Source organism: Lysinibacillus sp. NPDC097195 (assembly GCF_044762075.1).
Lineage (GTDB): Bacteria > Bacillota > Bacilli > Bacillales_A > Planococcaceae > Lysinibacillus.
The window spans coordinates 23,369-44,695 of the sequence record NZ_JBIWDP010000006.1; the positions used below are offsets into that span (position 1 = coordinate 23,369).

Annotated in this window: 18 protein-coding genes and 1 riboswitch; of the genes, 16 read left to right on the forward strand and 2 right to left on the reverse strand. The window is 38.0% G+C overall.

Going from position 1 to position 21,327, the window contains the following annotated elements:
- The first annotated feature begins 46 nt into the window (after positions 1–46).
- The 12 genes from ACIQXI_RS19470 to ACIQXI_RS19525 all read left to right on the forward strand — a co-directional run bounded on the left by ACIQXI_RS19470 (position 47) and on the right by ACIQXI_RS19525 (position 13,769).
- Positions 47–1,183 (forward strand): CamS family sex pheromone protein, encoded by a 1,137-nt coding sequence (locus ACIQXI_RS19470; RefSeq protein WP_402927891.1) that lies wholly within the window; start codon positions 47–49, stop codon positions 1,181–1,183.
- A 263-nt stretch (positions 1,184–1,446) separates the two neighbouring features.
- A complete protein-coding gene (gatC, locus tag ACIQXI_RS19475; RefSeq protein ID WP_024364473.1) occupies positions 1,447–1,734 on the forward strand; it encodes an Asp-tRNA(Asn)/Glu-tRNA(Gln) amidotransferase subunit GatC in 288 nt (95 codons plus the stop codon).
- A gap of 24 nt (positions 1,735–1,758) precedes the next feature.
- Positions 1,759–3,222, forward strand: a complete 1,464-nt coding sequence (gene gatA, locus ACIQXI_RS19480) for an Asp-tRNA(Asn)/Glu-tRNA(Gln) amidotransferase subunit GatA (RefSeq protein ID WP_402927892.1) — start codon at positions 1,759–1,761, stop codon at positions 3,220–3,222.
- A 1-nt stretch (position 3,223) separates the two neighbouring features.
- On the forward strand, positions 3,224–4,651 hold the full coding sequence (gene gatB, locus ACIQXI_RS19485) for an Asp-tRNA(Asn)/Glu-tRNA(Gln) amidotransferase subunit GatB (RefSeq protein ID WP_402927893.1): 1,428 nt from the start codon (positions 3,224–3,226) through the stop codon (positions 4,649–4,651).
- A 167-nt stretch (positions 4,652–4,818) separates the two neighbouring features.
- Positions 4,819–5,385, forward strand: coding sequence for a thioredoxin family protein (locus ACIQXI_RS19490; RefSeq protein ID WP_402927895.1), 567 nt, complete (start codon positions 4,819–4,821; stop codon positions 5,383–5,385).
- A gap of 146 nt (positions 5,386–5,531) precedes the next feature.
- Positions 5,532–6,446, forward strand: coding sequence for a diacylglycerol kinase (locus tag ACIQXI_RS19495; RefSeq protein ID WP_402927897.1), 915 nt, complete (start codon positions 5,532–5,534; stop codon positions 6,444–6,446).
- A 363-nt stretch (positions 6,447–6,809) separates the two neighbouring features.
- Complete coding sequence (locus ACIQXI_RS19500) at positions 6,810–8,156, forward strand: cytochrome ubiquinol oxidase subunit I (RefSeq protein ID WP_402927898.1); 1,347 nt, start codon at positions 6,810–6,812, stop codon at positions 8,154–8,156.
- On the forward strand, positions 8,153–9,178 hold the full coding sequence (locus tag ACIQXI_RS19505; RefSeq protein WP_402927900.1) for a cytochrome d ubiquinol oxidase subunit II: 1,026 nt from the start codon (positions 8,153–8,155) through the stop codon (positions 9,176–9,178). The genes ACIQXI_RS19500 and ACIQXI_RS19505 overlap by 4 nt, the downstream gene beginning before the upstream one ends.
- A 12-nt stretch (positions 9,179–9,190) precedes the next feature.
- Positions 9,191–9,313: a cytochrome bd oxidase small subunit CydS family protein gene (cydS, locus tag ACIQXI_RS19510; RefSeq protein ID WP_402927902.1), complete on the forward strand. Its 123-nt coding sequence runs from the start codon at positions 9,191–9,193 to the stop codon at positions 9,311–9,313.
- Between the two features lie 119 nt (positions 9,314–9,432).
- Entirely contained in the window at positions 9,433–10,797 is a 1,365-nt protein-coding gene (gene rlmD, locus ACIQXI_RS19515; RefSeq protein ID WP_402928054.1) for a 23S rRNA (uracil(1939)-C(5))-methyltransferase RlmD, read from the forward strand.
- A gap of 212 nt (positions 10,798–11,009) precedes the next feature.
- Positions 11,010–13,184 (forward strand): transglycosylase domain-containing protein, encoded by a 2,175-nt coding sequence (locus ACIQXI_RS19520; RefSeq protein WP_402927904.1) that lies wholly within the window; start codon positions 11,010–11,012, stop codon positions 13,182–13,184.
- A 294-nt stretch (positions 13,185–13,478) separates the two neighbouring features.
- Positions 13,479–13,769 (forward strand): hypothetical protein, encoded by a 291-nt coding sequence (locus tag ACIQXI_RS19525; RefSeq protein ID WP_402927906.1) that lies wholly within the window; start codon positions 13,479–13,481, stop codon positions 13,767–13,769.
- 294 nt (positions 13,770–14,063) lie between these two features.
- On the opposite strand, the gene ACIQXI_RS19530 is transcribed toward ACIQXI_RS19525, so the two are convergent.
- Complete coding sequence (locus tag ACIQXI_RS19530; RefSeq protein ID WP_402927907.1) at positions 14,064–14,264, reverse strand: cold-shock protein; 201 nt, start codon at positions 14,262–14,264, stop codon at positions 14,064–14,066.
- A gap of 769 nt (positions 14,265–15,033) precedes the next feature.
- On the opposite strand from ACIQXI_RS19530, the gene ACIQXI_RS19535 reads away from it, so the two are divergent.
- The 3 genes from ACIQXI_RS19535 (at position 15,034) to ACIQXI_RS19545 (ending at position 18,911) form a co-directional block, all read left to right on the forward strand.
- On the forward strand, positions 15,034–16,242 hold the full coding sequence (locus ACIQXI_RS19535; RefSeq protein ID WP_402927908.1) for an MFS transporter: 1,209 nt from the start codon (positions 15,034–15,036) through the stop codon (positions 16,240–16,242).
- 248 nt (positions 16,243–16,490) lie between these two features.
- A riboswitch (Lysine riboswitch) is annotated at positions 16,491–16,676 on the forward strand.
- Positions 16,677–16,837: 161 nt separating this feature from the next.
- Complete coding sequence (locus tag ACIQXI_RS19540) at positions 16,838–17,554, forward strand: cysteine hydrolase family protein (protein ID WP_402927910.1); 717 nt, start codon at positions 16,838–16,840, stop codon at positions 17,552–17,554.
- A gap of 13 nt (positions 17,555–17,567) precedes the next feature.
- On the forward strand, positions 17,568–18,911 hold the full coding sequence (locus ACIQXI_RS19545) for an APC family permease (RefSeq protein ID WP_402927911.1): 1,344 nt from the start codon (positions 17,568–17,570) through the stop codon (positions 18,909–18,911).
- 221 nt (positions 18,912–19,132) lie between these two features.
- Here ACIQXI_RS19545 and ACIQXI_RS19550 read toward each other — a convergent pair whose 3' ends face one another.
- Positions 19,133–20,026 (reverse strand): 3-hydroxyacyl-CoA dehydrogenase, encoded by an 894-nt coding sequence (locus ACIQXI_RS19550; protein WP_402927912.1) that lies wholly within the window; start codon positions 20,024–20,026, stop codon positions 19,133–19,135.
- A gap of 160 nt (positions 20,027–20,186) precedes the next feature.
- On the opposite strand from ACIQXI_RS19550, the gene ACIQXI_RS19555 reads away from it, so the two are divergent.
- Positions 20,187–21,269 carry a LuxR C-terminal-related transcriptional regulator gene (locus tag ACIQXI_RS19555; protein WP_402927913.1) on the forward strand — a complete coding sequence of 361 codons (1,083 nt, stop codon included), beginning with the start codon at positions 20,187–20,189 and terminating at the stop codon, positions 21,267–21,269.
- The last annotated feature ends 58 nt before the right edge of the window (positions 21,270–21,327 follow it).

A 21,327-nucleotide genomic window follows, 5' to 3' on the forward strand; every position in this document is an offset into this window, starting at 1 on the left:
AATTATTAAGGATGAATCTGATAATTAGTAAAGGGGTACTAACACAATGAAGTCATTTCGACTCATTCCAGCAATTATAGCTGCTGCAATGCTAGTCGGCTGTGTGCCTTCAAATAAGAAGGAGACAGAGCTTACACAGGAAACGCAACAGGAAAAAGCGGAAACAACGATTATTCCAAGTCTACAGATTGATGAATCTTTTTATAAAACACTAATCCCATATAAAGAAAGTGCTAGCCGTGGATTAGTCGTGTCAAACATTTACACGAAATATGATATGAAGGAAGTTGAAACAGGATTAATGCGTCTTTCTCAAAATGAGTTTGACACGGATAATTATTACTTCCAAGAAGGTCAATATTTAGCCGAAAGCACAGTAAGTTCTTGGCTGGCGCGTAGCTCACAAACGGAGGATGGTTTAAACCCTCCTACAACTGACGCTATGACACCGGAAGAACGTGCTACAAAGGCACCGATTTATTTAGCACATATTGTTGAGCAAAATTATTTAAAGAAAACGGATGATAATAAAGTAAAACTAGGTGGTATTTCAATCGGGCTATCTTTGAATTCTATCTACTATTATCAAAAAGAAAAGTATGGTGAATATTACGAAGAGCCTATTCCAGAGTCTGCGCTTATTGAGCAAGGCAAAAAGATGGCGGCTGAAATCGTCTCGCGTATGCGTTCACGTGATGAATTAAAAGACGTGCCAATTGTCGTTGGTTTATTTAAACAACAGGCTCGCAATTCAATTGTTCCTGGTGCGTATTTTACTTACGGTGTGGCAAAAGAGGGACAAAACGACATTGGTGATTGGCAAGCAATTGACGAAGAATATGTGTTGTTCCCAACGGATGATTCGCACGATACTTATCGAGATGTAAGTAATAATTTCAAAAACTTTAAGCAAGACGTGGATAAATATTTTTCCAACTATACAAGTGTCATTGGCACAGGCTTCTATCAGAATAAAAAAATTCAAAAGTTGAAAATTGAAGTTCCAATTCAATTTTTTGGCACTGCTGAAATCATTGGATTCACCCAATATTTGACAGGTGTGCTAATTAATCAATTTGATAATATAAAAGTCGAAGTAAGCATTACATCGATTAATGGTCCAGAAGCGTTAATTATTAAAGAAGCAAATGATAAAGACCCGTATGTACACGTTTATGAATAATAAAAAGCCAGCCTTGTGCTGGCTTTTTATATGCAAAGATTATGTCTAATTAGGCTATACTGTCACTTACCTGAAGCGAAGTTCGTTATTCATTCAACAAAAGAAGACAACACTTTGTTATAGTAGTGAAAGTTTCTATATTTTTGGTGAAAGTTGTGATTTTTAGTAGGAAAAATGTTATGATTATTGGCATGGTTAACTTTATTCAACCCTATTGTTATCGATAAAAACAATGAATTGGATAGTATTCGGAGGTGTGAACAATGGCAAAATTGACAAAAGAAGAGGTTAAGCACGTTGCGAATTTAGCACGTCTTGCAATTACAGAAGAAGAAGCGGAAAAATTTGCTGAACAACTTGGTAAAATTACTGACTTTGCAGAGCAGTTAAACGAGTTAGATACAACTAATGTTGAACCAACAACACACGTTTTACCATTAGTAAACGTAATGCGTGAAGATGTGGCAACAAAAGGTTTAGACCGCGATGTAATGATGTTAAACGTAAAAGAACAAGAAGATGGTCAAGTAAAAGTACCAGCTATCATGTAATACTAAAAAATAGGAGGATTCCTCATGACGTTATTTGAACGTTCAGCAAAGGAGTTACAAGCGGATATTAAAGCTGGTAACTTAACAATCGCTGACTTAACAAAAGAAGCATATGAACGTGTGACAAAGCTGGATGGCGATGTACAAGCATTCCTTGCTTTAAACGAAGAAAAAGCAACTGCACAAGCAGCTGAAATGGACAACGTGCCATTTGAAGAACGTGGACCACTTTTTGGTCTTCCTATTGGTGTCAAAGACAATATCGTAACAGAAGGCTTAGAAACAACATGTGCTTCTAAAATCCTTGAAGGGTTTATGCCAATCTACGATGCAACAGTCGTTCATAAGCTACGCGAAGCTGGCATGATTACAATCGGTAAATTAAACATGGACGAGTTTGCAATGGGTTCTTCAAATGAAAACTCATACTATAAAACAACAAAAAATCCATGGAATTTAAATCATGTTCCAGGCGGTTCTTCAGGTGCATCTGCAGCAGCAGTAGCAGCAGGAGAAGTACCATTCTCATTAGGTTCTGATACAGGTGGTTCTATTCGTCAACCTGCGGCATATTGCGGTGTGGTAGGGATGAAACCTACATATGGTCGTGTATCTCGTTTTGGACTTGTGGCATTCGCCTCTTCATTAGACCAAATTGGACCAATTACACGTAATGTGGAAGACAATGCGCACTTACTAGAAGCTATTTCAGGCTTAGACCCTAACGATTCAACTTCAGCAGACGTAGAAGTACCAAACTTCGCAGCAGCATTAACTGGCGATGTAAAAGGCTTACGTATTGCTGTACCAAAAGAATTTTTAGGTGAAGGTGTTGGCGAAGCAGCACGCCAATCAGTACTGGATGCATTAGAAGTATTAAAAGGCTTAGGTGCGACAGTAGAAGAAGTATCACTTCCGCATTCTAAATATGCATTAGCAGCTTATTATATCCTTTCTTCTTCAGAAGCGTCTTCAAACCTATCTCGTTTTGATGGTATCCGTTATGGCTTCCGCGCAGAAAACGTTACGAATTTAATGGACCTTTACAAAGAAACACGTGCACAAGGCTTTGGCGATGAAGTAAAACGTCGTATTATGCTAGGAACTTACTCACTTAGCGCAGGTACGTATGACGCTTACTACAAAAAAGCACAACAAGCACGTACACTTATTAAAGCAGACTACGACAAAGTATTTGAAGACTTTGATGTAATTATTGGACCAACTGCACCAACACCAGCATTTAAAATTGGTGAAAATGTAGATGATCCAATGACGATGTATGCCAACGATATTTTAACAATTCCTATGAACTTAGCGGGCGTACCAGCGATTTCAATTCCATGTGGCTTTGAAAACGGTCTACCACTAGGCTTACAAATCATTGGTAAATACTTCGATGAAGCAACAATTTACCGTGTAGCGCATGCGTTTGAGCAAGCTACTACGTTCCATAAAGAAGTTCCTCAAATTTGGGAGGGAAAATAACATGAACTTTGAAACAGTCATTGGTTTAGAAGTACACGTTGAGTTAAAAACAAACTCAAAAATCTTCTCGCCAGCACCAGCTCACTTCGGTGCTGAACCAAATACAAATACAACAGTAATCGACCTAGGTTACCCTGGTGTCCTTCCTGTGTTAAATAAAAATGTTGTAGATTTCGCGATGCGTGCGGCACTTGCATTGAACATGGAAATCGAACAAGAAACTAAATTTGACCGTAAAAACTATTTCTATCCGGATAATCCGAAAGCTTATCAAATTTCTCAATTCGATAAGCCAATTGGTAAAAACGGTTGGATTGATATTGAAGTAGATGGTTATACAAAACGTATCGGTATTACTCGTCTCCATATGGAAGAAGATGCTGGTAAACTAACGCATGCTGGTGACCATTCACTTGTAGACTTTAACCGTCAAGGTACACCGCTTGTAGAGATCGTTTCTGAGCCAGATATTCGTACAGCAAATGAAGCGTACGCTTACCTTGAAAAATTAAAATCCATTATCCAATATACAGATGTTTCAGACTGTAAAATGGAAGAAGGTTCACTGCGCTGTGATGCCAATATTTCTATTCGTCCTTATGGTCAAGAGGAATTCGGTACTAAAACAGAGCTTAAAAACCTAAACTCATTCAACTACGTACGTCGTGGGATTGAGCACGAAGAGTTACGCCAAGCAGACGTATTACTTTCAGGTGGCGTAATTGATCAAGAAACACGTCGTTTTGATGAGAAAACAGGTAAAACAATTTTAATGCGTGTGAAAGAAGGAACAGATGATTATCGTTACTTCCCAGAGCCAGATTTAGTACGTCTATCAATCGACGATGAATGGTTAGAGCGCGTAAAATCAGAAATCCCTGAACTTCCAGATGCACGTCAAAAACGTTATGTTGAAGAATTAGGGCTAACACCTTATGACGCTAGCGTACTTGTTATTTCAAAAGAAATTTCGGATTTCTTTGAAGCGATGGTTGCAGACGGAGCAGACGCGAAACTTTCTGCTAACTGGTTAATGGGCGATGTTTCAGCTTATTTAAATGCTGAACAAAAAGATTTAAAAGATACGGCATTAACACCAGAAAACCTTGGCGGCATGGTGAAGTTAATTACGGATGGTACAATTTCTTCTAAAATCGGTAAAAAAGTATTTGCTGAATTAGTAGAAAATGGCGGTTCAGCTAATGACATCGTTAAAGCAAAAGGCTTAGTACAAATTTCTGATGAAGGTGCTTTATTAGCAATCGTAACAGAAGTATTAGATAACAACGCACAGTCAATCGAAGACTTTAAAAACGGTAAGGATCGTGCCATTGGCTTCTTAGTTGGACAAATTATGAAAGCGACAAAAGGCCAAGCGAACCCACCGATGGTTAATAAATTATTACAACAAGAAATTGCCAAACGCTAATTTTTTGTGATAACAATGAGTCAAGAGAGTGTTTTCACTTTCTTGGCTTTTTCAATGCAAAGATTGTACATACTAACAAATAGTAGCACTAAATAGTTGTCTAAATAGCGCATTCATAGCAAAATATAGAATAGAACAACCATATCAATGAAAAAGGGGATAAGTATATGAAAACTGAACAACAATATTTTGAAGAAGCCACATCTATTCAGCAATATATGGACAACATGTCAACGCTAAAAGAAGACAGCTTTCGTATTTATGATGGCTTTGAAGTCCCAATGAACGATGGTTTCGTAGCTTTATTAAAAGACAAGCAACCAAAAATATTAACAATTACTGAAGATTGGTGCGGTGATGCGATGTTAAATAACCCAATTATTCGCCGTATTGCAGAGGCTGCTGGATTAGATATGCGTGCAGTCTTACGCGATGCGGATACAGATTTAATTGACCGTTATTTAACAAACGGTGGACGTGCAATTCCAATGTATATATTATTAAACGAATCAGGTCAGGTTATCGGTAAATGGGGTCCACGTGCGCCTGAGTTACAAGAGATTGTGGTGACAAAAAGAGCGACTTTGCCGGATAAAGAAGATTCAACATTTGAGGAAGCACAAAAAGCAATTTACGCAGAAATTCGTGAAGAGAATTTGACAAGTAAGACAAATTGGCATTATGTTTATGAAGATTTCAAGAAACATGTAACAGCAGCATTGCAAACGGTGTAATGCACATTACGTGTTTGTACTGGCATGGTGCTAGCTTATGGAGTATAAGTTGTAAAGTTTAGCACTTCGTATGAAATCACCAGTGCAACAATTCAGCGTATTATGCGTTGAAAGAATTAGAATCTTATGAAGCAGGAAGGTATGTTATGAAACGAGCAAGAATCATTTATAATCCTACATCTGGGCGTGAAGCGTTTAAAAAGCATCTACCAGAAGTATTGGAGAAACTAGAGGTAGCAGGCTATGAGACATCTTGTCACGCAACAACGTGTGAAGGCGATGCAATAGAAGCAGCAAAAAACGCAGTAGAACGTGGATTTGATATTATTATAGCAGTTGGTGGAGATGGGACGTTAAATGAGGTTGTCTCTGGTGTAGCTCAATTTGAAAAACGTCCAAAGATTGGTCTAATTCCAATGGGGACAACAAATGATTTTGCACGTGCTATTCATATTCCACGAAATATTGATGAAGCCGTTGATATTATTATTAAAGGCGATACCTTACCGGTTGATGTTGGATTGTTAAATGGAGAACGCTATTTCATCAATATTGCTGCTGGAGGACGTATTACGGAGCTAACATATGAAGTACCAAGCAAAATGAAAACAATGCTAGGGCAGTTAGCTTACTATTTAAAAGCAGTGGAAATGATTCCTTCGATTAAGGCATCACATATGCGTATTGAATACGATGGAGAAGTTTTTGATGGGGACGCCATGATGTTTTTATGTGGCTTAACGAATTCTGTTGGCGGTTTTGAAAAGCTAGCACCAGATGCAAGCATAAACGATGGCTATTTCACATTATTAGTATTGAAAAAAGTGAGCCTACCTGAGTTTATTCAACTTGCTGCCATGGCGCTACGAGGTGAACATTTAAAGGATGACCGTGTTATTTATAAAAAAGCGAGTGTTGTAAAAGTAACGACGGACAGTGAAGTCCATTTAAATTTAGATGGCGAATATGGTGGAGATGCACCTGCAACATTTGAAAACTTAAAACGCCATATTGAAATGTTTGTACCGCTTGAAGATATTCGCGAAGAAGACCGCATTTAAACAAAAAGTATTATTATGGGTCATCTTCTATAATCACGTTAAAATATTTTGCAAACATGTTCTTATTTTCATTAAATTCCCTTTAAAATCGTGCATGTGAACGAAATAAGAAAAATGTTTGGCGAATGTGCGTATATTACTTGAACAAAATTTGAAACCTTTATAATAGGCCGAAATATCGGTCCATTATAAAGGTTTTTTTCGTTGCAATAGTGGAAAATATGGGTATGGATAGGGAAAGGAAGTGGTGCGATTTGTATAAGTCACAGGAAAGGAAACTTATTTGGTTAAGCTTCGGTGTTGCAATTATTATGCTACTTTCCATACTTGGAAGAATATTTGGAAGTTAGGGGGGCAATTTAGATGATTAATGAATCAGCAGTCTTTTGGAGTAGAGCATTAACGGAGCTGACGTTAACGTTCCATATCATTTATGCAACGATTGGTGTTGGTGTGCCATTAATGATTATGCTCGCACAATGGACTGGATATAAAAAGAATGATGAGCATTATATTTTAATGGCGCGCCGTTGGGCAAGAGGTTTCGTTATTACTGTTGCTGTAGGAGTTGTAACAGGAACTGCTATTGGCTTGCAATTATCGTTACTTTGGCCGAATTTTATGCAACTTGCAGGGCAAACGATCGCATTACCACTTTTTATGGAAACCTTTGCATTTTTCTTTGAAGCCATTTTCTTAGGCATTTACTTATATACTTGGGACCGATTCGATAGTCAGAAAAAGCATATGTTGCTACTAATTCCTGTTGCTGTAGGAGCATCTATGTCCGCAGTCTTTATTACAATGGTCAATTCCTTTATGAACGCACCACAAGGCTTTGATATTGTAGACGGTCAGCTGGTCAATATTCAACCGTTTTTAGCTATGTTTAACCCCGCAATGCCAACGAAAGTAGCACACGTTGTCGTAACAGCCTATATGACATCGGCATTTGTGTTAGCTGCCATTGCAGGCTACCGTATGCTTAGAGGATCAGATCATATATACCATAAAAAATCATTGTTTTTATTGATGAAAATTGGTTTAGTTGCATCGATTGCTTCTGCTATTATTGGCGATTTCTCAGGTAAATACTTAGCGGAATACCAACCAGAAAAATTAGCTGCGGCAGAATGGCATTTTGAAACAACTGATAAAGCATCCCTGATTTTACTCGGTGTATTAGATGGTGAAGAGGTCAAGTATGCAATTAAGGTTCCGTATGCTTTAAGTATCCTTGCACGTAATAATCCAACTGCAGAAGTAATTGGCTTAGATCAATTTGCTGAAGAAGATCGACCACCGCTCTATATACATTATCTATTTAATATAATGGTCTTTATCGGGATGTTCCTAGTACTCGTATCATTGCTTTACGTTGTCGGGAAACCACGTGGTTGGCTCTTTATTCATTCCCGATGGTTTAGATGGATTATCGTTGCAGGTGCACCACTGTCCATTATTGCAATTGAAGCAGGTTGGTGGCTAGCAGAGGTAGGGCGTCAACCGTGGATTTTATATGGCATTATGCGCACCTCAGAAGGCGCAACAACGAGTGATCATGTGGATTTAATGATGCTGTTATTTACAGCTGTTTATGCAGTCCTTGGTATCGGAAGTACGGTCGTATTAGTCCGTATGTTTAAAAAGAATCCCATTGAGCGAGAAATTGAAGATCGACATACTGAAAAGGGCGGTGACATCATATGACATTAGAAGTATTAGGGATTTCAGTATTGTGGATTTTCCTTTTTGGTTATGTGATGATCGCATCGATTGATTTTGGGGCAGGCTTTTTCAATGCTTATAGTTTGCTTATTGGCAAAAACCATATTATTACTAATGTAATTAAGCGTTATTTATCACCTGTTTGGGAAGTAACGAATGTCTTTTTAGTGTTTTTCTTTGTAGGAATGGTTGGTTTCTTCCCGCAAACAGCCTTCTACTATGGAACAATTTTGCTTGTACCTGTGAGTATTTCATTAGTGCTACTTGCCATTCGAGGATCGTATTATGCGTTTGAGGCGTACGGGGCACGCGGGCATATTGGTTACACGCTGACATATGGTGTAACAGGCTTATTAATTCCCGCTTCACTATCTGTTGTATTTGCAATAGCAGGTGGTGGCTATGTGGACATCGTGGATGGGCAACCAGTATTAAATTATTGGACATTATATACGAGTACATTTGCCTGGAGTATCGTCGTACTAAGTATAGCGGCCGTCTTGTATATATCCGCCGTATTTTTAACGTGGTATGCAAATAAGGCAACCGATGTAGAAGCCACTAATTTAATGCGAAAATACGCACTGATTTGGGCAGCACCTTTAATCATTAGTGCACTTGGCATTATGTATGAGATGAAATCCATTAACCCTGAAAGCTATCAGCATATGCTCAACTTATGGTGGATGTTTGCCATTTCTGCAGTGTTATTCATTATTACGGTCATCTTGTTATGGATGCGAAAAAATTATGGGTTAGCGGTTGGCTTATTAATTGCACAATTTGCGGTAGCATTTTTTGCTTACGGTATCGCACAATATCCTTATTTACTGTATCCATATTTAACGATTTATGATAGTTTTACAAACAAACAAATGGCTATTTCATTAGTAGTCGTCTTTGTTTTAGGATTATGCTTGCTTCTTCCTTCACTGTATTTACTGTTGAAATTATTCTTATTCAATAAAAATTATGTGACAGGGAAAGAAGACCATCATGCATAGGAGGGAATAGCGATGGATAAAATTGAAATCTTTTATGCACCATTTATAGTAGTTATTCTTAGTATTATCATTATGTTTTGGTGGGCGCCAAAAGATGATTATGTAAGAAAAAATAACAAAAAGAGTCGCGAATAGCGGCTCTTTTTTAGCATTAGAGGAAGCTCGCCATCGTCTAGGCTATTAATTCAAGCCTTGTTCTTTTTTCCTCCGCTATCACATGCTACAATAAGGAGATTGAAATGGAGGATGTACGAATGTCAGCACCCGTAAAAAAGAATGACCAACTTACAGTTTATATAGAAGATTTAACACATGATGGCAATGGTGTCGCAAAAGTCGATGGTTATCCATTATTTATTCAAGGGGCATTACCAAATGAAACAGCAGAAATTCACGTGTTAAAAACATTAAAAAATTATGGATTTGCCAAAGTGGTAGAAATTATAAAACCATCACCGGATCGAGTTGATGCACCTTGCGATTATTTCAAGCAATGCGGTGGCTGCCAATTACAGCATTTATCGTACGAAGGGCAGTTAAAGTGGAAGGAAAATATGGTGCGTAATGTGATGCAACGCTTAGGCAAAATTGATGCGCCCGTTTTACCTGTAAAAGGGATGGCAGAACCTTGGCACTATCGCAATAAAGCCCAAATTCCATTTGCTACGAATGATGCAGGACAAGCCATTGCCGGTTTCTATAAAACGAAATCACATACAATTGTCGATATGGATCATTGTCTAATCCAAACTGGCGAGGCGGACGCTATTCTGTCTGGGCTAAAAAAGGAATTAGCAGCAATCGGTCTACAACCATACAATGAAGCATCACATCATGGCATGTTGCGTCACGTCGTAATCCGTACAGCACGTGCAACAGGTGAAGTAATGGTCGTACTCGTGACGACAAAGAAAAAATTCCCTCAAAAAGATGCGGCAGTAGCGAGCATATTGAAGCTAGTGCCGAATGTGACGTCCATTATGCAAAACGTTAATGGTGCGAAAACAAATGTTATTTTTGGTGATGAGACGATAAACCTTTGGGGTAAAGACGTCATTATCGACACGATTGGTGATGTGCGTTTTGAAATTTCGGCACGCTCTTTCTACCAAGTGAATCCACAGCAAACAGAAGTGCTATACAAGCAAGCGCTAGACTATGCTGATTTACAAGGACATGAACGTGTGATTGATGCCTACTGTGGCATCGGGACGATTTCTTTATTCCTTGCCCAAAAAGCAAAAGCTGTTATGGGTGTTGAAATCGTGCCTCAAGCCATTGAAGATGCAAAGCGCAATGCAGAGCTAAACGGCTTTACGAATACGTACTTCGAGGCAGGGCCAGCAGAAGAAGTGATTCCGCGCTGGTATAAAGAAGGCAAGGAAGCAGATGTCCTTGTAGTCGACCCACCACGTAAAGGCTGCGATGAAGCACTTTTACAAACGATATTAGAACAGCGTCCACAACGAGTTGTTTATGTGTCATGTAACCCTGCCACACTCGCACGCGATTTACGCTTATTGGAAGATGGCGGATACAAAACACAAGAAATTCAACCAGTCGATATGTTCCCGCATTCTACGCATTGTGAAGCGGTTGCGTGGTTGGAGTTAGTATAAAGAAAAAGAACGAATTTCCGATTGTGGAGTTCGTTCTTTTTTTGTAATAAAGGTGTTATTTGGACAGGTTAGTAAAATAATATAGTATCAACTATTAGTACTAGATGATAAAATTAATTGTTTAGGATATTGTTATGGGGGCATTAATAATATCGACACAGGCTTTTAATCTTATATGAACTGTAATTGTATTTAAATGGGAGAGAATAGGGATGTCAGAAAAAGGGTATCAAACTCGTAAGGAACGAAAAAAAGCGGAATTAACAAATAAAAAAAAACAAAGAAGTATAAGTATATTAAAAAAAGGATCGTTGTTTAAAAAAATAGTCATAGTCTGCTTGGTACTCGGTGTCGTTGCAACAGGAGTAGGCGCCATTACAGTCGCTTCAATAATGAAGGGGACACCTACCTTAGATTCTGCTAAGCTAGTGGATCCGCTTTCTACTAAATTTTATGATAAAGACGGAAACTTCCTTTATGAATACGGCAAGGAAAAACGGACAAAAATTACATACAATCAAGTGCCGGAAGTGTTAGAACATGCCTTTATTGCCACAGAGGATTCCCATTTTTACAAACATTCTGGGATTGACCTCAAACGGACAGCCAAGGCTATTTTCGTGAATGTAACCGGAAATTTCGGATCTCAGGGAGGTAGTACGATTACACAACAAGTCATTAAAAATTCATTCTTGTCTCCAGAGAAAACACTGAAACGCAAAGTGCAAGAATGGGACTTAGCATATCAGTTGGAAAAAGAATATTCTAAGGAAGATATTTTAATGATGTATTTAAATAAAATCTACCTTGGAAATCGTTCTTATGGAGTGGCTACTGCAGCAAAGAATTATTACGGAATTGAGTCCGATGATTTGGAAAAAATGACGCTTGCGCAAGCGGCGATGATAGCCGGACTGACACAGAGTCCGAACAATTATGATCCAACCATACCGGAAAACAAAGATGCCGCCACGAAGCGCCGTCACATCGTATTAAGCTCGATGCTTCGAGATGGCTATATTACGGAAAAACAAATGAAGGAAGCAGAAAAAGTTCCTGTAACAGAGGGACTTGTAGCAAAAAATACGCAGCAAAGTATGCCATATGAAGCATTTTTGGATGCAGCTGTGAAAGAAGTAAAGGGAAAACTGAAGGATGTGGACATTAGCGAAGACGGATTGTCGATTTATACAACCCTGGATCCAAAAGCACAGGACTTTGCGGAAAAAATGATGAATACGAATGAAATCATTGCCTATCCGGATGAAAATTTTCAGGGAGCCTTCGTTTTATTAGATACCATGACGGGGGAAGTCAGGGCAATCGGGAGTGGTCGCAATGACTATAAAGCTCAATTTTTAGGTAACAACTTTGCTATTAATATTAAACGTCAACCAGGATCAATCTTTAAGCCTATTTTTGATTATGGACCGGCGATTGAAAACTTAAAATGGTCCACTGCTCATTTGATTAACGACCATAAGACAACTTATGCAACGGGTGAGCCCATCTCAAACTGGGATCATCAATATCATGGAACGCTGACAATAAGGACGGCTCTGCAAAATTCCTACAATATCCCGGCATTGCTTACATTGAGAGAAGTTGGGATGGATAAAGCTAAGAGTTTTGCAGAACAACTTGGCATTACGTTTAACAATAATGAAGTATATGAATCCTACTCGATCGGCAGCAATACTGTCAGTCCTTTAGATATGGCAGGGGGATATAGTGCTTTTGGAAACAACGGATTATACAATAAACCGCATTTTGTCCAAAAGGTTGTATTAGCGGATGGCGCAGTCGTAAATTTTGCAGAAAAAGCAAAACGTGTTATGCAGGATTACACGGCCTATATGGTAACTGATATGTTACGCACAGTCGTAAATGCTGGTACAGGAACAGCGGCCAATGTTCCCAGACTGGATGTTGCCGGAAAAACAGGTACAACCAATTTTGATGAAAAAACTCGAGCTAAATATGGATACCCAAACTCTGCTACGAATGATAGCTGGTTTGCAGGCTATACACCTCAATACACCATGGCTGTCTGGACGGGTTACACTCAAAACGGACAGGGTAACTATATGACTGGAAATACGACGAAAATCTCACAGTTAATGTTTAAAGCTATGATGGAAGCTTACGGAACAGATACAGCAAATTTTCAGCAACCAGAAAGTGTCTACAGAGTGAATAATGAACTTTATATAAAAGGAATTGCTTCTGCAGAAGTGCCACCTAAAAAAATAACGCATCCTAATAATGGAGGGCATAAAGAGAAGTTCAAAAATGAGGAAAAGAAACATAATAAAGAGGAAAAGAAACTTAAAAAAGAAGAAGAGAAGCGTCGGAAAAAGGAAGAAAAGGAACATCAGCATGGTTAGATAGAAATTTTTTCTTCCCATTGTTCTACTGAATTAAGTAATCTGAAAATCTTGTAGGTTTGTTTCTAACAAAGAGGAAAAGAACTGATTAGAAATAAACTTACCAAAATCTCATGTGTTACCTCATCCACTCCGCACATTGTGAGGCAGTGGCGTGGATGGCATTCGTATAATAAAGAAGAACGAATTTCCGATGGTGGACTTCGTTCTTTTTTATTTGTCTAAAGGATAAAAGTTAATTTTGAAGAAGTATATAAGAATGCATTTGTAAAAATTTTCTATGGAGGCACAAGAATGACAAAGGAAATTATTATAACCATAGCGATCATTTTAGTATTGGTCATAGCAATCGACAAAATCTACGGAAAAATTAATTTAGAAAATTATTCACCTATTTGGGAGTATTTTTCTAAAGCTCTGCTCTATGGCTTTATTGCAAGCATTACATTATTTTATGAAAAGGATTCGCTACGAGATGTGAATACACTAGAATGGGCCATAGTTACCGTTTCCATAATAGAAGGAACAGGGAATTATATTAATTATGTAAAAGAATCAAAAAAGAGGAAAAAACAAAAGATATGAAGTCAAGTTAGACATCATCCTGAACAATGAATCCACCAGCACCTCTTATGTTGTCGTATACAATTCACACATTTTGAAGCTGTTGTGTGGTCGGAGTTAGAATGTGACACCATCAGCTCTTACCGGATGACCTATTGGACGTGGAGCGGTATGTGGCCGGCGTTAGTATAATTAAAATGAACGAAAGTTTGAAGTGAAACTCGAACTTTTTCTTTTATAAGTTGATTTGAGAAAGAGAAAAGGATGCAACTCTGCAAATTGCAGAATTACATCCTCCTTCAAGGAAAAAGTGAATTATCCTTTTAGAACGTTTGTTGCTTGAGGACCACGTTGCCCTGCTTCAATATCAAACGTTACTGGTTGTCCTTCTTCTAAAGATTTGAATCCTTCGCCTTGGATAGCTGAGAAATGTACGAATACATCTTCGCCACCTTCACGTTCGATAAATCCAAAACCTTTTTCTGAGTTAAACCATTTTACTGTACCTTTTTCCATGAGAAAAAACCTCCGTTGCGTATCCGCGTTTTATTACTATTCTTGCCTTCATTACATAAATCACAGATTTGCAACTTTGTAAAGTCAAAAATAACTTTCGTAGAGATAATAACACCATTAAAATAGAATTTCAACTACTTAAAGTAAGAAAAAATGTTACAAAAATGTGAAAAACAATGGGAGTGAAAGACTGAAGAAGTCCGTACAGTGTGCCGTTACGTGCCGCCCATTTACTTGTAAATTGCTAGCAGTGAAATTGATGTTTTTATCGTAATTTGCATCTGGAAAAGTTTACTTGTGACAGCAAATTGTGCTCTTAGGGAAATGTTTGAAAGCAGGAAGAAAATAAGTTTTGCATATTATAGGAGCCACTGTAAAAATTTATTTAGAAGCACTGCAAGCCTTACGAGACATCACTTTGTGCATTTTTTACCAATATTTTCTTGTATGAAAATAAAGATAATTTTGCTAGAATATCTTTTGAAATAATTAACCTTTAATACGGTCCAGAGAGGCTGACAAGGGATACATGGAATTTTAAGTTATTATGTAAGTAATATCTTCGCTTATTCATGCCCTTTTGTCTGTTTGGACGAAAGGGCTTTTATTTTGCCATTTAGCTGTGAGTACACAACTAACGTACCTCTTTTAAAGGAAGTCCAGTGAGGCTTAAAAGGAGAATGGAAACGTTATATTTATATAGATACATCCATTCATTCGTAAATAAAAGAGATTTATTTTCATCTAGAACATACTGGAGGATAGAAGAATGGATTATCGAAAAAAGACCGTGGTCGCATCGGTAGCAGGTTTAACATTAGAAGGCATGGATATCATGTTTATCTCATTTGCGATGACAATGATTATTGCCGAATTTAACATTGATTTAGCAACGGGAGGACTTATTTCTTCCATCACGAACGTAGGGATGCTTTTAGGAGGCATTATTTTCGGGATATTAGCGGATAAGTATGGTAGGGTAAAGGTCTTTACCTATACCGTAATCTTGTTTGCAATAGGTACAGCTTTAACTGGATTAGCGACAAGTATTGAACAAGTATATCTATTTAGATTTATTGCAGGTATTGGTGCCGGAGGAGAATACGGTATTGGGATGGCACTTGTAGCTGAAGCTTGGCCGAAAAATAAACAAGGGCGTGCATCTTCATATGTTAGTGTAGGCGCGCAATATGGTGTTATTTTAGCCGCATTACTAAGTGCTATCATTCTTCCTACTTTAGGTTGGAGAGCATTATTCTTTGTAGGGGTAGTACCCGTTATTTTTGCCTTTATCGTTAGAAAAAATTTAGATGAATCACCTGAGTGGCTAGCTGCCCAGAAACAGAAAAAAGCTAGTAAAAAAGCTGAAAAGGGCAAGTTAGTGCAATTGTTTGAAACGCCACGAACAGCGATTACAACCATTTCTTTAATCATCATGGCGACGGTGCAAATTGCCGGTTATAACGGATTAATGATCTGGTTACCATCAATGTTGCAACAGTCACAAGGTTTATCTGTTTCTGGCTCTGCTCTTTGGACAATTAGTACAGCGGTAGGTATGATTATAGGGATGTTATCTTTTGGTATATTTTTAGATCGATTTGGTGCAAAGCGTGCCTTTGGTATCTTCCTTCTTGCTTCAGCGTGTGCAGTATTCTTATACTCTTATGCTACTGGTAGTGCAGGTGTGCTAATAGGTGGTGCAATTGTCGGCTTCTTCTCAAATGGGATGTTCGCCGGATATGGTGCGCTGATTGGTAGTCTATATCCTGTACAAATTCGCAGTACAGCAACAAACACAATATTTAACTTTGGTCGAGCGATAGGTGGTTTCTCTCCAATCCTAGTCGGCTATATTTTACAAAGCTATGATATGAAAGTTGCGATGCTTTACTTAGCAGGGTTATATTGCATTTCCTTTATCGTCATGCTGATGCTAAAAAAAGAGCATGTAGGGAATGTAAGCGAAACGATATAATGAAGTACGACCATCAATTATAGAATTGGTGGTTTTTTATGCTCTTAATGTTCAGTCGCTTGTTAAATGCATATATCGGTAAAATGGAATAGTACATGCAAAAGTTATTGTGTAAAAATGTTTTTAATGTTATTTATTTGAAGTTTTATAAGGTAAACCTTATAAAATATAGTAAAATTAAAGGTTGACATAGAAAAAACACAATACTATAATTATTTCAAACAATTAAATATGCCTCACTTTTCCGATAGTGAGGTAGAGGCGCGACAGTTTAACAGTACCTAATGGAGTCCGAGAAGACGTAGAGGTTAGGTAGAAGGAAATGTCGCCGAAGTGTATGGTGAGTTCTCGCCATCATATGCTGGGTCTGTAGCGAATAGTTGCAGGACTGTCTTCATAAACATAGCTGTTTATGAAGTTGTGCTATCTCTGTTTAGACAAACAGTGGGGAATTTTAAATGGTCCATTCATTTTTAGTTTCTAGCTTTAAAATGAGTAGGTCATTTTTTGTGTTAGACAGATTCTTTTGCACAAAGAGTCTGTTTTTTTATTTGTCTAGGCAATTCGGAATAAGAGGTATTTTGGAGGAATTATTATGGATAATACATCAACTTTATATTATGAATTTTTACCGACGGACGGTCAAAAAATCAATGTGAACCCAGATAAAACAGCATTACTTATCGTCGATATGCAACATCAGTTTATTAGCCGTGACGGGTTAGATGCGCAAGTGGCAAGAGAAAAGGGCATGTTTGAGCAGTGGGCATACTTTTTTGATCGTATCGACAATTTAACGATTCCGAACAATAAAAAGCTTTTAGAATTTTTCCGTACGAATCAATTAGAAGTTACTTTTGGACGCATTGCTTGTCATCATAAAGATGGACGAGACCGTTCTCCTGTTCAACGCCGTCCAGGCTGGAACAATATTTTATTGCCAATCGGTGATCCAGGGGCGGAGATGGTCGAAGAATTAACGCCTCTTGCTGATGAAATTGTTGTCAATAAAACGACAGATAGTGTATTAAGTGGCACGAACTATGAATTTTTATTGCGCAATATGGGCATTGAAACAGTCGTTTGTACAGGCGTTGTCACAGATCAATGTGTTGCTTCAACAGTACGAAGCTTAGCGGATGCAGGCTTTGAAGTGATTTTAGTTGAAGATGCATGTGCAGCGGCAACACAACAGCTTCATGATGCTGAAATTATGATTATGAATCAAATTTATTGCCAAGTGATGAGCACAGATGAAGTCATCGATTTAGTAACAGCGGAACTAGCTAAACGTGAATCAGTGAATGTCTGAGAGGAAATAGACTATGAGTCAAACAGCCAATGATCATACACCACAGTTAAAACGTGTTTTAACATTAAAAGATTTAGTTATTTATGGTATTGCTTTTATGACGCCAATTGCGCCTGCTTATATTTATGGCTTTGCAGCAGAATCTACAGGCGGGATGTTGCCATTAGCCTACTTGGTTGCGATGGTAGCTATGATGTTTTCTGCCTATAGTTACGGTCGAATGGCTGCGGTCTTTCCGAATGGAGGGTCGACTTATACCTATACACAGCGTGCCATTAATCCGCATTTAGGATTTTTTGCAGGATGGGCAATGTTTATGGATTATGTTTTAGTACCACTCATTGTCTTTATGGTCGGTGCGTCATATGCGAATGCACTAATACCATCTATTCCGTATTGGGCTTGGGTGTTATTCATTGCAGGTATTATTACGATTGTGAATATTTTAGGTATTGGTATCGCAGCGAAAACCAATCAAATTCTCGTGCTATTTATGGGCATTATTGTCGTAATTTTTATCATTTTTTGTGTGAAGACAATTGTCGGTGGGGAAAGTAGTACGTCGTTCTTTTCGATTGTGCCGTTCTTTAACGATGAAAAATTCGTGATGTCTGCCATTATTTCTGGCGCCGCCATGGCCTGCTTCTCGTTTTTAGGGTTTGATTCGATTACAACACTTTCTGAAGAAGCCGTTAATCCAAAAGATGATATTTGGAAGGCAGCGATTTTAGCTTGTTTAATCGGAGGAATTATTTTTATTGGGCAAGCGTATGTAGCGCAACTCGTATGGCCGGATGTGACCAACTTTAGCTCAGCTGATACAGCTTTATTTGATATAGCAGAAAAAGCCGGTGGTGCCGTTCTTGCAACGCTTTACACGGTTGCGATTATTGTATCGACAGTGACAGCTGGTTTAACAGGCCAAGCCAGTGCATCTCGTTTAATGTTTAGTATGGGGCGTGATGAAGTGCTGTCGAAAAAGTTTTTCACACACTTACATCCAAAATATCAAACACCCGTCTATAATATTTTATTAATGTGTGCGATTAGTGTTTTAGGAGCACTGTTTTTATCAGCTAATTTCGTAGCAGAATTAATGAACTTTGGTGGCCTGACAGGATTTATGTTTGTCAATTTGTCAGTGATTGTCTATTACTTTTTCCGCAAAAAAGAAAGGAAGATCATTCGCTACCTATTAATTCCTGGGCTAGGTTTTAGTATTTGTTTCTACTTATTTATTAACTTATCACCAATGACCTTAAAGATAGGCTTTAGCTGGCTAGCAATCGGCTTTATCTATGCTGTTATTACGACAAAAGGCTTCAAAAAGAAACCACCAACTTTTACAGAATTATAAAACATGCTTGCAATTAATAATAAATTAGCAAGCGCACAAGTTATTTGTAGCGAAGGCGGTGACTCCTGTAGGAAAGCACGGAACGCAGACGGGCATTTAGCGCGTCAGCGAGGGTTGCGGCTCCTGTGCTGAGCAGAAAGCACCGCCGTAGCCGACAACAACGACAAAAAAAGTGTTAGATTGAGCTAAGCAATCTAACACTTTTTCAATGTTGTCTCTAATTAATTATGTTTAAGGAAGTCTTTATCCATATAGGCTGGATTAGGATATTTATAAAAACCTTCCCCTGAAGACATGCCCATTTTCCCTAAATCGATATACTCAGCTTTAATTTTTTCCGCTATGATTTTAGCCATAGGGTCATGTTCTGCCTTCATCATATTTAAGTTATATGGTGTTTCCATGCCAACGATATCTAAAAATCCGAACGGTCCGGCTGGTGATCCTGTTGAAATCATCCAGTTTTTATCGATTGTCTGTGGATCTGCAATGCCATTTGCCCACAACGCCATACCAGCACTTAAAAACGGTACAGATAATGAGTTTAAAATATAGCCTGTTTGTTCCTTTTTCAAATGGAATGGAATCATGCCAATCGTACGGGCGAATTCAACTACTTGTTCCGTGTACTGTGGATCAGTGCCTGCGTGACCCATTACTTCAGCTGTGTTGTTTTTCCAAATAGTATTGGCAAAGTGTAATGCTAAAAACTTCTCAGGTCGTCCTGTAAATTGTGCAAATTGACTAGGTAATAGCGTAGAAGAGTTTGATGCAAAAACAGTTTTTGCTGGTGCTACTTTGGCTAGTTGCTCATAAAATGATTGTTTAATCTCAATACGCTCTGGAACTGCTTCAATTACTAAATCGACGTCAGCAACTGCTTGTGCTAAATCAGTGTAAAATGATAAGCTTTCCAATGCTTTCGCTGCTCGTGCATCATCATTAAAATATTCTCCATATGTGTGTGATAACGATTGCAATCTCTCTTGTGCTGTTGCAATTGCATCGTTGTTAATGTCATAGACATTCACTTCGTAGCCGAAAAAGGCAGTTTGAAAAGCAATTTGACTTCCTAATACACCGCTACCTGCCACTAATACTTTTTTATATTCCATGTCTAGTCCCCATTTCTTAATTTAAATACCCTACTTAAATAGTTGAGCAAAATCACAAAATAAGTTGTTACAACTAAAGTGTAAATGATAGAGTAAATGCAAAGATACCGGCATTTAAGGGTATATTAATCGAAAATAAACATGCAAATGTAGGTGTACTATGACGAAAATAAACTTTCAATATGTACTGTTTCATAAAATGCATCATCAAGATATTGCCTATGCGTGGAATAAGCATGTGCAATCAAAAAAAGAGTTAAGTGAGCAAGAAATTATACAAATTGGTTATTGGTACCGCTCTTGGTTGACGTTTTTAAATGGTCAGTTAAAACATAAAACGATTCAACGCGAGGAGCTTATCAATTGGGCGACTATGCACAGTCGACTGTTACCAGAAAAATTACTAACGATATTTCCATCATTGTCTTATTCGGCAACAACAGATGTACTTAAGCAAATTAAACATCCATATACAGATGAAATGCTACAATATCACGATAAAATTCTAGATGTACTACGTCTTGTAAACAGTAAAGTAATCCAATCACCAGCAAAGGGTGAACTGACTCTGGAAAGTTTGCTAAAGTTACAGCGTTTTAGCAAATTGCTTATTCAATTAGATGGCGTCGATCATATGCCAACCATTTTATCGAAAGCACAGGAAAACTTCGGTTATCAACGTGTAATTTTTCATAGCTATAATCCGTGGCTCCATGAATTTTCGAATGTATATGGCTCGGAGTTACATAAAGTACAAATACTAAAAGGCAAGCTAGAAGAGGTGCCCGTATTTGCAATTAAAAAGCCACTTTATTTAGAACAACCAGCACCATATATCAATCCGATTGCCATTGAAATATTGAATTTATCTACAATTATTTTTATTCCTATACAGCAAAATGGCCAATTATTCGGTTGGTTAACGTTTGACCAATGTGGAACGTTCTTTTCCTATAATGAAGAGGACATGCATCTACTAGAGGAAACAGGGAACTTATTAGGCTGTTACTTTTCGCGCACACGTAGTACACAGCGTCTATTGCATGACTTAAAGCTAACTGATAAAGACTTGGCCGTGCTATTTTTATTAGCAGAAGGGTTTAGTAATAAAGAAATGGCAGAGCTTCTCGTTGTCAGTGAGTACACAATTCGTGACTATATTCAAAAACTATTAACGGTCTTTAACGCAAAAAACCGTACGCAAATCATTGCGACGGCTTTTCGAATGGCTGTGTTAGAATAAGCGAAAATGATAAACGAAAGGACGAATCCAAAAGTAGAGATTCGTTTTTTCGTTTTAC